Origin of the sequence: Stenotrophomonas sp. TWI273, from assembly GCF_039674765.1 — a bacterium.
In the GTDB taxonomy this organism is placed as follows: domain Bacteria; phylum Pseudomonadota; class Gammaproteobacteria; order Xanthomonadales; family Xanthomonadaceae; genus Stenotrophomonas.
Genome location: NZ_JBDJOA010000008.1, coordinates 105,264 through 118,478 on the forward strand (window position 1 = coordinate 105,264; position 13,215 = coordinate 118,478).

At 66.8% G+C, this 13,215-nt stretch carries 11 protein-coding genes; 6 read left to right on the forward strand and 5 right to left on the reverse strand.

What is annotated here, in order from left to right; genetic code table 11:
• The first annotated feature begins 1 nt into the window (after position 1).
• Positions 2-1,516, forward strand: a complete 1,515-nt coding sequence (locus ABE571_RS12740) for an ATP-binding protein (protein ID WP_313211606.1) — start codon at positions 2-4, stop codon at positions 1,514-1,516.
• Here the strand turns inward: ABE571_RS12740 and ABE571_RS12745 are convergent, their stop codons facing one another.
• A complete protein-coding gene (locus ABE571_RS12745; RefSeq protein WP_152152276.1) occupies positions 1,517-2,251 on the reverse strand; it encodes a 20S proteasome subunit A/B in 735 nt (244 codons plus the stop codon). It lies immediately after the preceding gene.
• Positions 2,252-2,335: 84 nt separating this feature from the next.
• Here ABE571_RS12745 and folK point away from each other — a divergent pair, with 84 nt between their 5' ends.
• On the forward strand, positions 2,336-2,827 hold the full coding sequence (gene folK, locus ABE571_RS12750; protein ID WP_313211607.1) for a 2-amino-4-hydroxy-6-hydroxymethyldihydropteridine diphosphokinase: 492 nt from the start codon (positions 2,336-2,338) through the stop codon (positions 2,825-2,827).
• 65 nt (positions 2,828-2,892) lie between these two features.
• On the opposite strand, the gene ABE571_RS12755 is transcribed toward folK, so the two are convergent.
• Positions 2,893-3,630 carry a pteridine reductase gene (locus ABE571_RS12755; protein WP_313211608.1) on the reverse strand — a complete coding sequence of 246 codons (738 nt, stop codon included), beginning with the start codon at positions 3,628-3,630 and terminating at the stop codon, positions 2,893-2,895.
• Positions 3,631-3,686: 56 nt separating this feature from the next.
• Between ABE571_RS12755 and ABE571_RS12760 the strand changes: the two genes are divergently transcribed.
• Positions 3,687-4,871 carry a class I SAM-dependent methyltransferase gene (locus tag ABE571_RS12760; protein WP_313211609.1) on the forward strand — a complete coding sequence of 395 codons (1,185 nt, stop codon included), beginning with the start codon at positions 3,687-3,689 and terminating at the stop codon, positions 4,869-4,871.
• Position 4,872: 1 nt separating this feature from the next.
• Positions 4,873-5,262, forward strand: coding sequence for a VanZ family protein (locus ABE571_RS12765; protein WP_313211610.1), 390 nt, complete (start codon positions 4,873-4,875; stop codon positions 5,260-5,262).
• Between the two features lie 65 nt (positions 5,263-5,327).
• On the opposite strand, the gene ABE571_RS12770 is transcribed toward ABE571_RS12765, so the two are convergent.
• The 3 genes from ABE571_RS12770 to ABE571_RS12780 all read right to left on the reverse strand — a co-directional run bounded on the left by ABE571_RS12770 (position 5,328) and on the right by ABE571_RS12780 (position 11,552).
• On the reverse strand, positions 5,328-7,664 hold the full coding sequence (locus ABE571_RS12770) for a family 20 glycosylhydrolase (protein WP_346483288.1): 2,337 nt from the start codon (positions 7,662-7,664) through the stop codon (positions 5,328-5,330).
• A 93-nt stretch (positions 7,665-7,757) separates the two neighbouring features.
• On the reverse strand, positions 7,758-10,388 hold the full coding sequence (locus ABE571_RS12775; protein WP_346493798.1) for a TonB-dependent receptor: 2,631 nt from the start codon (positions 10,386-10,388) through the stop codon (positions 7,758-7,760).
• A gap of 135 nt (positions 10,389-10,523) precedes the next feature.
• The gene (locus ABE571_RS12780) at positions 10,524-11,552 is read right to left on the reverse strand and encodes a glucokinase family protein (protein WP_346483286.1); all 1,029 of its coding nucleotides are present in this window, start codon (positions 11,550-11,552) and stop codon (positions 10,524-10,526) included.
• A 100-nt stretch (positions 11,553-11,652) separates the two neighbouring features.
• Between ABE571_RS12780 and ABE571_RS12785 the strand changes: the two genes are divergently transcribed.
• Complete coding sequence (locus tag ABE571_RS12785) at positions 11,653-11,919, forward strand: hypothetical protein (RefSeq protein WP_346466634.1); 267 nt, start codon at positions 11,653-11,655, stop codon at positions 11,917-11,919.
• On the forward strand, positions 11,919-13,211 hold the full coding sequence (locus tag ABE571_RS12790; RefSeq protein ID WP_313211616.1) for a sugar MFS transporter: 1,293 nt from the start codon (positions 11,919-11,921) through the stop codon (positions 13,209-13,211). Before ABE571_RS12785 ends, ABE571_RS12790 begins: the two co-directional genes overlap by 1 nt.
• Positions 13,212-13,215 lie beyond the last annotated feature (4 nt).

A 13,215-nucleotide genomic window follows, 5' to 3' on the forward strand; every position in this document is an offset into this window, starting at 1 on the left:
CATGCCGCTGACCGGCCCCGCCCTGGGTGCGCTGCGGATCCTGCTGATCGAGGATTCGCCGGAAGACGCCGAACTGATGTGCGAGCAGATGCTCGACGCTGGCCTGGAGGCGAGCTTCGAGCGGGTCGAGAGCGCGCAGGAACTGCGTGAGGCGCTCGAGCGCGCCGCGCCGGATATCGTGCTGTCCGACCTGAGCATGCCCGGCTTCTCCGGCAATGAAGCGCTGCAGATCGTGCGCGCCGCGTTGCCCGAGGTGCCCTTCATCTTCGTGTCCGGCACGATGGGTGAGGAAAACGCGGTGGCCGCCCTGCACCAGGGCGCCAACGATTACATCATCAAGCACCAGCCGGCGCGTCTGCCCTCGGCGGTGGCGCGTGCCGTGCGCGAAGCGCGCAGCGCGATCGACCGCCAGCGGGTGGAAGCCGAGCTGATGCGCGCGCAGCGTCTGGAAAGCCTGTCGCTGCTGGCGGCCGGCCTGAGCCACGACCTGCGCAACATCCTGCAGCCGCTGCTGATCATGCCGGACCTGATGAAGGCGCGGACCGACGATCCGCAGCTGCACCATCTGGCCGACATCATCGCCGAGTGCGGCCGGCGCGGGCATGAGATGGCCGAATCGATGCTGTCCTTCGTGCGCGGTTCGCGCAACAGCAGCGAGCACATCTGCCTGGTCCACCTGTTCGAAGGGGTCGAGCTGCTCCTGCGCAGCAACCTGCCGGCCAAGGTCACCCTGCACCTGGAGGTGGCCGATGGCCTGGCGGTGGATGCCAACTACACCGAGCTGCAGCAGGTCCTGCTCAACCTCGCGCTGAATGCCATCCAGGCCATGCCGGACGGCGGCCGGTTGACGCTGCGCGCGGCATCCGCCGCCGATACGCATGGCGAGGATTGGTTGCGGATCTCGGTGACCGATGAAGGCATCGGCATGGATGCCGACACGCTGTCGCATCTGTTCAATCCCTTCTTCACCACCAAGGCCACCGGCACCGGTCTGGGCCTGATTTCGTGCAAGCGCATCATTGAAGGCGCACACGGCAGCATCCACGTCGACAGCCAGCCGGGTGTCGGCACCCGCTTCGATCTGCTGCTGCCGATGCGCGAGATCGCCGACACTGCCGCTGCGGTCGACGGGCCGATCGCCGCCGGTACCGGCCAGTCCATCCTGGTCGTGGATGGTGAGGCGACGCGGCTGTCGCTGCTGGGCAATGCGTTGTCCAGCCAGGGCTATCACCTGCAGCTGGCCTCCGATGGTGCGGCCGCGCTGCGCTGGATGCAGCAGGAGAGCATGCCGGCCCTGGTGATCGCCGATGCCGGCTCCAAGCTGCTCTCGGCCAGCCACCTGCTGGGCGAGATGGCCACGCTGGGCTACCGCGGCCCGGCGCTGGTGCTGGAAGAAGCCGAGGTGACCGTGCCGCTGGCGGTGTTCCCGCCCGGCATCAATGTGCACGTGCTGCGCAAGCCGCTGGAAATGCAGCAGGTGTTCCGTTCGGTCGCCGAGGCGCTGGAAACCGCCTGATCAGGCCTCCCAGGGAAACCGGGGGAGGCTGGCCACGGCCTGTTCGAGCTTGAAGGACCAGTTGCCGTGGATTTCCGCGTAGAGCGGACTGTCGCCGGCCAGGCGCATGCGCTGGGTGATGCGCAGGTCATCCTTGCGGATCAGCACCAGATCCACCGGCAGCCCGACCGACAGGTTGGAGCGGATGGTCGAATCCAGCGAGACGATGGCGGTGCGCGCAGCGTCTTCCAGCCGCGTCTGCGGGCGCAGGATCCGGTCCAGGATCGGCTTGCCGTACTTGGACTCGCCGATCTGCAGGAACGGGGTCTCCGGCGAGGCCGCGATGGCATTGCCGAGCGGATAGATCATGTACAGCCCCGGATGCTCGCCGCCGATCTGGCCGCCCAGGATCAGCGTGGCCTGGGTCACGATGCCGTCCTGGCCCGCCTCATGCGTGCTGGATTTGACCTGGCTGTCGAGCAGCACCCGGCCCACGTACTCGGCCACCTCGAACAGATGCCGGTAGGCGCGCAGGTTTTCCGGGCGTTGTTCCTCCACATCGCGGCGCAGCCGTGAGATCAGCAGCTGGGTGGTCGCCAGGTTGCCCGCGGCCATGATGACGAAGGCGGCTTCACCGGGAAACTCGAACTCGTGCAGCTTGCGGTGCACGCGTACGTCGTCCAGCGACGCGTTGGTGCGGGTGTCGGCGGCGAAGACCAGGCCTTCGTCCACCTCGATGCCGACGCAATAGGTCATGTCGGTGTCCTATGATGTGCACCCCGATTCTATGCGCTGGGCATGTTGCCCCCGTGTGGAATCGCCCCACGTACGCTGAATACCATGACCACTGCGCTCCTGAGCCTGGGCAGCAACCTGCAGCCGCAACAGCACCTTCACGCCGCGGTGGAAGCGCTGCGCGCGCGTTTTGGCGCGATCGCTGTATCGCCGGCCTACCGCACTGCCGCGGTCGGCTTCGACGGCCCGGATTTCCTCAACAACGCCGTGGCGATCGAGACCGATCTGCCGCTGCAGACGCTGGATGACTGGCTGCACGCGCTGGAGGATGCCCACGGCCGCGACCGCAGCGGCCCGCGCTTCAGCGACCGCACCCTGGATATCGATGTGGTGTTCTACGGCGATCTGATCGTGGAAGGCCCCGGCCACCTGCGCATCCCGCGCCCGGAGCTCAAGCACGCCTTCGTGCTCAAGCCGTTGGCCGACATCGCGCCGGACTTCCGCGACCCGGTCAGCGGGCTGACCCTGGAGGCGCTGTGGCGGGCCCATCGGCAGTTCGGCGAGCCGTTCGACACGATGGAGCTGGTGCCGGTCTGATCGATGCGGTAGGTACCGACCGTTGGTCGGTACGGGGCCCGCATGCGACCACCAACGGTGGCCGCCTACGACAACGTCCGCCCACCATCCACGCGCAGCGTGTGCCCGGTGACGAACGCGGCCTCGGTGGCCAGCCAGTACACCGCCTCGGCGATCTCCTCCACCGTGCCGGTACGGGCCAGCGGCGTGCGCGCCAGCAGCGCCTGCTGGGCGAAATCGTCCTTGCCCTGTTCCGGCCACAGGATGGCGCCAGGGGCGACCGCGTTGACCCGTACCTTGGGCGCCAGTTCCAGCGCCAGCGAGCGGGTGACCATTTCCAGGGCTGCCTTGGCGGCGGCGTACACCGGGTGGTCACGCATCGGCTGGGTACCGTGCAGATCGGTCAGGTTGACGATGCTGCCCTGCTGGCGGCGCAGGTGCGGCGCGGCGGCCTGGGCCAGCAGCAGCGGCGCGCGGGCGTTGACTGCGAACAGGTCGTCCCATTGCGCGGCGGTGATCTGGCCGAGCAGGGTGGGGTAGAAGTTGGAGGCATTGTTGACCAGGCTGTCCAGACGGCCGAACTGGGCCACGGTCTGGTCGATCAGATCGGGCAGGGCATCGGCATCGCGCAGATCCGCCTGCAGCGCCAGCACGCTGCCCGGGCGCAGCATGTCCATGTCGAAGGCCATCTGCTGCAGCTCGGTCGTGGAGGTGTGGGCGTGCAGCACCACCGACCAGCCACAGGCGTGGAACTGGCGGGCGATGGCCGCGCCGATCCGGCGCGCGCTGCCGGTGATCAGCGCCACGGGCGCGGTATCGGTCATCGGGGGTACTCCCTGCTCAGGCTATGCTGTGCATTGTCACCGCAATCGCCCGCGCCATGCATTCCCCACTGCCCACCCCCGAATCCGACGCCCTGGCCCACAGCGACGAGCTGGCTGCGGCGCTGCGTGCTGAAATCCTCGCCAACGGCGGCGCGATGCCGTTCTCCCGTTTCATGGAGCTGAGCCTGTACACCCCCGGTTGGGGCTATTACAGCGCCGGTGCCAGCAAGTTCGGTGCCGCCGGCGATTTCACCACCTCGCCGGAAATCGGCGCGCTGTTCGCCGCCACGCTGGCCAATGCGATCGCCCCGGTGATGCAGCAGCTCGGCCCGGAAGCGCGTTTCATGGAAGTGGGGGGCGGCAGCGGCGCGTTCGCCGAAGTGCTGCTCAAGCGCATGCTGGAACTGGACGCGCTGCCTGAGCGCTACGCGATCCTGGAGCCCAGCGCGGACCTGCGCGAGCGCCAGCGCGAGCGCCTGGAAAAGGCGCTGATCCCGCCCGTGTTCGCCCTGGTGGAGTGGCTGGACGGCCCGTTCGATGACGACTGGGACGGCATGGTCTTCGCCAATGAAGTGATCGATGCCTTGCCGACGCCGCGCTTCCTCGCGCGCGATGGCATGGTGTACGAGGAAACCGTCGAGCTGGATGCACAGGGCGCCTTCGTGCGCGGCGCGCAGCCGGCCGATGCGATGCTCACCGCAGCGGTGCGGCATGTCGAGCACTACCGCGAGAAGCCCTTCGCCGATGGTTACCGTTCCGAACTGCTGCCGCAGCTGCCGTACTGGATCCAGGCGATCGCCGGCGGCCTGAAGCGCGGCGCGATGCTGTTCGTCGATTACGGCTACCCGCGCAACGAGTATTACCAGGACGACCGCGACGACGGCACGGTGCGCGCGTTCTATCGCCATCACGTGCACAACGATCTGTACCGCTGGCCGGGCCTGCAGGACCTGACTGCCTCGGTGGATTTCACCGCGTTGGCCGAGTCGGGCACCGGTGCCGGATTCGAACTGGCCGGTTACTGCACGCAGGCCAGTTTCCTGCTCGGGAACGGGCTGGATACGCTGCTGGAGAAAGCCGATGCGCGCACCGACGAGATCGGCCGCGTGCGCCTGCGCGATCAGGTGAAAAAGCTGACCCTGCCGACCGAGATGGGCGAGCGCTTCCAGGTGATGGGCTTCCAGCGTGATGTCGATTTCGAACCCGCCTTCGAACTCGGCGATCTGACCTGGCGGCTGTAACGTGGCGGCCCCGGATCTGTTGAAGCCGCTGCGCTGGCCGCGGTTCTGGCTGGCGCTGTGGTGGGGGGCGGTATTGGGCACGATCGTGGTCTGCCTGATTCCGCCGCCGCCGCTCGCATTGCCGGAGAACAGCGACAAGGTCGAGCATTTCCTCGCCTATTTCCTGCTGGCCGCCTCCGCCGTGCAGATCTACCAGCGGCGTGCGGCGCTGGTCTGGGCCGCGGTCGGCCTGGTCGCGCTGGGCATCGGCATCGAATTCGCGCAGGGCGCCTTGACTGTCAACCGCATGGCCGACCCCATGGATGCGCTGGCCAACAGCGTTGGCGTACTGGCCGGCATGGCGATCGTGTTCACCCCGTTGCGCGATCTGCTGGTGCGCCTGCGCGGTTGATGGGTGTGACGTCGGCGACGCACGACCGGTAGTGCCGGCCGCTGGCCGGCACCCCGGTGCCCGAATTAGCGCGGCAACAGCGTCATCTCATCCAGCACCCACATCGTCGGCCGGGTATCGCCGGTGAAGCGCACGCACAGGTTCTGCGTACCCTTCAGCGACCGCGGCAATGCCGCCTCCAGCGTGATGAAGCCATCGGCGCCCGGCGCGGCCGGCAGCGTGACGCTGGCCAGCGGTTTGCCATCGCACTGCCCGCCGAGGATGTCCATCTCCCCGTGTGCGCTGCGCTTGGGCGCGAAGCGGCGGTTCGGCTCGTCGTGGGCCAGCTGGAAGTAGTACGGGATCTGCCCGGCCCGCACGCGCAGTTTGGCGATGCCCTCCACGTTCGCGTCTTTCCACAACCAGCACGGGTTGAAGATGTCCACGTTGAAGATCGCGCGCTCGCCATCGGCCGGGCCGTCGTCTTCCAGGCGCAGCAGCAACTGGCCTTCGCCCGGGCACTGCGCGAGATGTTCGTCGGTCCGCGACAGCAGCGACGCGGCGGTGACATCGAAGCGGCTGGCCGCCTTGGCCAACGCCTGGCCGTTGAAGAACGTGGCCGCCTGCAGCGCCACCGGCAGCGGCTGCTGCAGCGGGGCGGTGTAGCGCGGTGACTGCGCGGTGACCGCGCTGCCATCCACGCTGTAATGGATGTCGTAGCCGAGCGCGGTGCGCAGGGCCAGCGTCGCGGTGCCGGCGGCGCGGTCGTCCGTGCTGTCCAGCTCCACCTGGAACGGCGTCTGCGCATACGCGATGCCCATCGCCTGGTAACGCTGCAGCTGCGCTGGCAGGCGCGCCAGGAAATCCGCATAGTCGCGGCGCTCGCGCGGCGACCAGCCGGTCTCGGCCACCGCGGCCAGGCGCGGGAACAGGTTGTGCTGCAGACGCGCGTAGCTGCGCGTGTGCTCGGTGAACATGTTGGCCTGCAGGCCGAGGATGTGGTGCTGCTTGTCCTTGGCCAGCGCGTCCGGCACCGGCTCGAAGCCGTACACACGTGCCAGCGGAATCGTCGCCGGGCGGCCCGGCGGTTCGTTCGGTGAGTTGGTCTGCAGGTAGTCCATGTACATGTCGGTCACCGGCGACATGACCACGTCGTGGCCCTCGCTGGCGGCCTTGAGGCCGCCCTCGGTGCCGCGCCAGGACATCACCGTGGCTTCCGGCGGCAGCCCGCCCTCGAGGATTTCATCCCAGCCGATCAGGCGCCGGTCGTGTTGTTCCAGGAAGGTCTCCAGGCGCTTGATGATGTGGCTCTGCATTTCCATCTCATCGCCGGCGCCCACGTCGCGCATGCGTGCCTGCACCCGTGCGGAGGCCTCCCACTGGTCCTTGACCGCTTCGTCGCCACCCACGTGCACGTACGTGGCCGGGAACAACGCGATGACTTCTTCCAGCACGTTCTCGAGGAACTCGAGGGTGCTGTCGTCGGTGTTGAACAGGTTCGGGAAAACGCCCCATTCGCTCAGCGGCTTGAGTGGGGTGTCGATCGTGCCGAGTTCCGGGTAGGCCGCGATCGCTGCGGTGGCGTGGCCGGGCACGTCGATTTCAGGAATGACCTGGATATGGCGCGCGGCGGCATACGCGATCACCTCACGGATCTGGTCCTGCGTATAGAAGCCGCAGTACGGGCGCTCGGCGCCGGTGACCGGGTCACGGCCGCCATCGCCGGCCGGAATGCGGCAGCTGCCGATGCCGGTCAGTTTCGGGTAGCGCTTGATCTCCATGCGCCAGCCCTGGTCATCGGTGAGATGCCAATGGAAGGTGTTGAGCTTCTGCTCGGCCATCGCATCGAGGACCTGCTTGATCTCATCCAGGCTCTGGAAGTGGCGGGCCGAATCGAGCATCAGGCCGCGCCAGCTGAAACGGGGCGCATCGTCGATACGCAGCGCCGGGAGTTTGCCATCGCTGCCGCCGGTGAGCAGCTGCGAGAGCGTGGCCGCACCGTAGAACAGGCCGGCTTCGGTGGCGGCCTGCACGGTCGCGCCACGCGCGTCCGAACGCAGCTGGTAGCCCTCGGTACCGGTCTTGAGCGTGGCATCGAGCACGAAGCGGATGCCGTCCTTGCCGCGTCCTTCGCTGACCGTTACCGCCGGGCCGCCGCTGTCGCGCAGCAGGGTGGCGAACTGCGTGGCGACGCGCTGGGCGGCCTGGCCCTGTGCACGGACCGGCGTGGCGGCGGTCACGGTGTACCCGGCGCCGTCGATGCGATCGACCTTGGCGGGCGCGGGGATCAGCATCAGCGAACCGGGCAGGGCCTTCGGGCCAGCCGGTGCCTGTGCGTCGGCAGCCTGGGCCAGCGGTGCGAGGGAGAGCGCCAGTGCGAAGGGCAGCAGCGACAGCGAGGTACGACGGGTGCGGGTGTGCATCGGGTCATTCCTTTGTAGCGAATCGGGTTCCACCTGTGAAACGGGCCCGGAAATCCGGGCCCGTTTCAGGCATTCAGCATAGTGCCAAGGCAATCAGAACTTGAAGTGCAGGGTTGCCATGTAGCGGCGGCCGCTCTTGTAACGCGAGGCCAGGTGATCCTTGTCGCCCAGGTACTGGAAATACTCTTCATCGAGCAGGTTCTGGGCGTCCACGGTGACCGACCAGTTCTCGTTGAAGGTGTATCCGAAGCTGGCGCCCAGCTCGGCGTAGTCGTCCACGCTGGCCGGTGCCGAGCCTGCGACGTAGCCGCCGGCCAGATAGCTGTCACGCCAGTTGTAGGTCAGGCGGGCGTTGATCGGGCCCTTCTCGTAGTACGGGCTGAACGCAACCGAGTTGCGCGACTGGTAGGGCAGCGCATCACCGGAATTGTTTTCGCCGTTGGCGTAGGTGTAGTTCGCGGTCAGGCCGAAGCCGCTTTCGCCGAAGGGCTGCTGGTAGCTGAGGTTGAAGCCCTTGACGTGGCCGCTGCCGGCATTGCGCGGACGCTGGATGCTGTAGTCGCAGTAGCCGTCGGCCGCACAGCCGTTGGTGCCCACGATGTTGGCCCAGGTGGCCGGCGAGCTATCGCGGATCGAGTTGTACTGGCGCTCGGTGACGGCGCTGGTATCGATGTAGTTGTCGATCTTCTTGTAGAACAGCGACCAGGCCACCACCGACTGCGGAGCGAAGTAGTACTCGGCCGACAGGTTGTAGTTCCAGGACTCATACGGCGACAGGGCCGCATTGCCGCCACTGCCGGTCAGCGTGGTGTCGTTGAGGAAGGTATTGTTCACCATCTGGTTGTACGGCGCCCACGCGATGACCTTGCTGGCGCCGAAGCGGAACACCCAGTCGCTGTCGGTGTCGTAGACCAGATTGACCGAGGGCAGCAGGAAGTCTTCCTTCTTGGTCTGGGTCTGCCACTTGCTGTCCAGGTCGGTCAGGGTGGGGGTGCCGCCGTAGACGAAGCCGCTGCCGGCCGTCTTGGAATCCACGTAGCGCACGCCGACGTTGCCGCGTACCGGGCCGTTGGAGAAGTTCAACTGCGCATAGGCGGCGTTGTTGGTCTGCTCCAACGCCCAGCTGTTGTTGAGGTAGCTGGCCGGATCCGGGTTGGCGAAGTCCAGCGGGCTGCCCTTGACCCAGTTCAGCACGTTGTCACGGCCAACCTGGATATGACGGCCCTGGCCATCGGCGAAGCCCTGGATGTCGGTCAGCCCGATGGTGCCGACGTCGGCCAGGGTGCCCGGACGCACGCCGCCATACACGTTCAGATCAAAGCTCTCTTCATGCTTGCCGTGGCGAACGCCGAACTGCAGCTGGTTGAAGATGCTGTCGAACTGCACATTGAAGTCCAGCTGTGCGTAGGTGTCCTTGCTGTCGGTGGAGAAGATACCGTTGTTGCCGAACCAGCCACCGGCCGAGCCCCAGTTGGCCGGACTGCGGGCCGCATCGGGGTTGTCGAAGGTGATGCCCTTGTCCAGGTTCCAGCTGAAACCACCGTTGTAGAACGGCTCGATGAAGTACTGGGCCAGGTCCTTGTTCTCGGACTTGCTCTGGCCAGCCTGGCCACTGATGCCCCAGCCCTCGCCCTTCCAGGCGCCACGCAGGTCCAGGCCCTTGGTGGTCACTTCGGATTCGCGCACGTTGTTGTCGTAGATCACCGTGCCGCTGTTAGCGGTGGCACTGGCGTTGGAGTGGCCGCTGTTGACCACGCCGTTGCGCACATCGCCGAGCTGGTTGACCGCACCGATGGTGCCGGGATTCCAGGTCAGGAAGGAATACATCGACTGGTTGTAGTTGTCGAAGTTTTCCTTGATGTACAGGCCGCTCAGGTTGAACTCGAGCTCATCGGTCGGCTTGAACTGCAGGTTGACCACGGCGCTGTCGCGCTTGCGGTCCTGCTGGAACCACGCCGCATTGACCGAGTTGGGCACATCCGCGTTCGGGTCCACGCCCGGCGCATTGGTGAAGGTGGAGGCCTTGGCGTACCCGAACACTTCCATGCCCTGGCGGTCCACGCGCTCTTCATAGTGCTGCGCGGCCACGTTGATGCCGAAGGTTTCCTCGTCGTTCTTCCAGCTGTAGATCGCCGAGGCGTTCGGCTTGCCCTTGCTGGCCTGGTCGCTGTAGCTGTACCCCACCGAGGCGGCCACTTCATTGGCGCGCATGTCCAGCGGCTGACGGGTGTGCATCAGGATCGTGCCGCCCAGGCTGCCTTCGGTCAGGCGCGCTTCGGAGGACTTGATGACTTCCATGCGGCCCAGGATCAACGGCGACAGCAGGGTGTAGTCGAAGCCGCGGTTGGGCTGCTCGCCGTACAGCCAGATCGCCTGCGCGACCGGGTGGCCATCCAGGAAGGACAGGTTGAGGCTGGGGTCGGTGCCGTCGATGCTGACCCGCTCACCCTGGCCGAAGCGACGGTCCAGCGAGATGCCTGGCAGCTGCGACAGCGCCTCGGCCACGTTGGTGCTGGGGAACTTGCCGATGTCCTCGGCGGTGATCGCCTCGGAAATGGTCACGTTGTTGCGCTTGGTATCCAGCGACTTTTCCAGGCTGGCGCGGATGCCCACCACGCTGACCGTGTCCAGCTCGGTGGGGGTGGTCGAGGTTTCCTGCGCCTGCGCGCCGAACACCAGACAGCTGAAAATGGCTGCCGAAAGCAGACTCTTGCGGTGGTTCATGATGTCTCTCCTCATCAATCCGATGGTTCGCCGGCGACGGCGTGTCTTCTTGCGTCTGGTACGACTTTGCCGCGCGCCCTGGACGGGGCGCGCAATGGGTGCCACGTACTGCGTATTGCCTTTCCCTGCACGCCCTCAGGCGTTCGGGTGGTCCCTATGTCCCAGGTACCAGCTGGCGGCGCCGATGACGCCCAGCTGCCCGTGCTCGACCACCTTCACGGGAATGCGTTCCAGCGCCTCGCGCATCGGCCCCTTGTTGAGGTACCGCTCGACGAAGGTGCTGTTCAACAGGAAATCGCGGATCTGCGGCAGGATGCCGCCGGCCAGGTAGACCCCGCCGGTGACGCCGTACTGCAGCGCCATGTCACCGATCGTGCTGCCGAGCAGGCCGCAGAACACGTCCAGGCTCTGCCGCGCGAGCGGGTCCTGATCGGCCACGGCGGCGGCGGTGATCGCATCGGGGGTGGTCAACGTCGGTGCGTGGCCGTTCAACGCGCACAGGGCGCGATACAGATTCATCAGGCCGGGGCCGGACAGCGCCTGCTCGACCGAGACATGCGACCGGTCGCGCAGCATCTGCCGCACGATCGCCATCTCCAGTTCGGTGGTGGTGGCCAGCGTCGGCTGGCCGGCTTCGGTGGCCAGGACCACCGCGCCATGGGCGGTCGGGATCCATACCGCCGCGCCGAGGCCGGTGCCGGGACCGACCACCAGGGTCGGGCCGCGCGGGGCGGTGGCCGGGCCGGTCAGCTGCAGCACGCCGCTGGCATCGACCTGGGCGGCGGCGTAGGCCACGGCTTCGAAGTCATTGACGATATACACCTGGTCCAGGCCGACATCGCGCTCGATCTGCCGCGCCGACAGCGGCCAGGGCAGGTTGGCGGTGATCACCGTGCCGTCGTCGCGGGCATAGCCGGCCGTGGCGACCACGCAATGCGTCGGGCGCGGGCCGTCGGCCAGGAAGTCGGACAGGATCGCGCTGAGGCCGGCGTAATCCGCATTGCGGAACTTGCGGTAGTCCAGCAGCTCCACCGGATGGGCCGGATCGGCGCTGGCCTGGACCCGGCCAACCCGGACATGCGTGCCACCCACGTCGGCGGCCAGGAACGGCGGCGTCGCGGCGGGCGGGGCATGGGCCGGTACAGCGTGGGCGGCGTTGGTCACACGGACTCCATCGGTTGGGCACGGCCAGGGCTGACCCGGCGATTGAGGCGGAGTCTGTAATCGTTCTGACAACGATGTCAACGATAACCTCACACTTTCGATGCTGCGCCGCAACGTGGGTTTGCGCGGGAAAACGTTTTCATCACACTGCCGTCATGTTTTCGCAAACTGCCGTGAATACGGGCTTCGCTCCGCCCGCGCCGAGCGCTGCCGCCAGATTGCGCAGGTGCAGCAAAGGAAAATGCGCGGCGCTGGCGTGAACCAGTTGTTGACAAACCTGGCGGCTGCAACGAATAAATGTGACAACGTTGTTCCCAGCCACTCTTCCGATGCCGCCCAGGCGCCGTCGATGCAGGAGCCTCCTTGATGTCTGCCGTGCCTGCTGCCTCCGCGCGTTCGAGCGTGCTTACCTCGATCCTGATCATCGGCGTGCTGTTCTTCCTGATCGGCTTCTTCACCTGGCTCAACGGCCCGTTGATCACCTTCGTCAAGCTCGCCTTCGAGCTGGACGAGGTCGGCGCCTTCCTGGTGCTGATGGTCTTCTACCTGTCGTATTTCTTCCTGGCCCTGCCGGCCTCGTGGATCCTCAAGCGCACCGGCATGAAGAAGGGCCTGAGCCTGAGCCTGCTGGTGATGGCGGCCGGTGCGGTGGTCTTCGCGCATTTCGCCCAGCAGCGCTGGTACCCGGGCGCGCTCAGCGGCCTGTTCATCATCGGCAGCGGCCTGGCCCTGCTGCAGACGGCGGTCAACCCGTACATCAGCATCCTCGGCCCGATCGAGACGGCGGCCCGGCGCATTGCGCTGATGGGCATCTGCAACAAGATCGCCGGCATGCTGGCCCCGGTGCTGATCGGCACGCTGGTGCTGCATGGCATCGGCGATCTGGACGCCCAGGTGAAGGTCGCCGATGCGGCCGCCAAGACGGTGCTGCTCAATGACTTCGCCGCCAAGATCCAGCTGCCGTACATGGCCATGGCCGGGCTGCTGGTGGTGCTGGCAGTGGGCGTGCTGTTCTCGCCGCTGCCCGAGCTGAAGACCGCTGAAGCCAATGCCACGCCGGCCCGCGCGCCCGGGGTGGCCGAGCGCACCAGCATCTTCCAGTTCCCGCACCTGTGGCTGGGCGTGCTGTGCCTGTTCGTGTACGTCGGCGTGGAAGTGATGGCCGGCGATGCGATCGGCACTTACGGCCACGGCTTCGACCTGCCGCTGGACCAGACCAAGATGTTCACCTCGATCACCCTGGGCGCGATGCTGATCGGCTACCTGGCCGGCCTGGCGCTGATCCCGCACCTGGTCTCGCAGTCGCGCTACCTGAGCATCTCGGCGGTGCTGGGCGTGCTGTTCTGCATCGGCGCGCTGCTGACCCACGGCTATGTCTCGGTGGGCTTCGTGGCGGCCCTGGGCTTTGCCAACGCGATGATGTGGCCGGCGATCTTCCCGCTGGCGATCCGCGGCCTGGGCCGCTTCACCGAGACCGGCTCGGCCCTGCTGGTGATGGCCATCGCCGGTGGCGCGATCATTCCCCAGCTGTTTGCCGTGCTCAAGCAGCACTTCGATTTCCAGTGGGTGTTCGCCGGCCTGATGGTGCCCTGCTACCTGTACATCCTGTTCTATTCGATGCGCGGCCACCGCGTCGGGCTGTCCCGCGACGGGCAGTGATCGG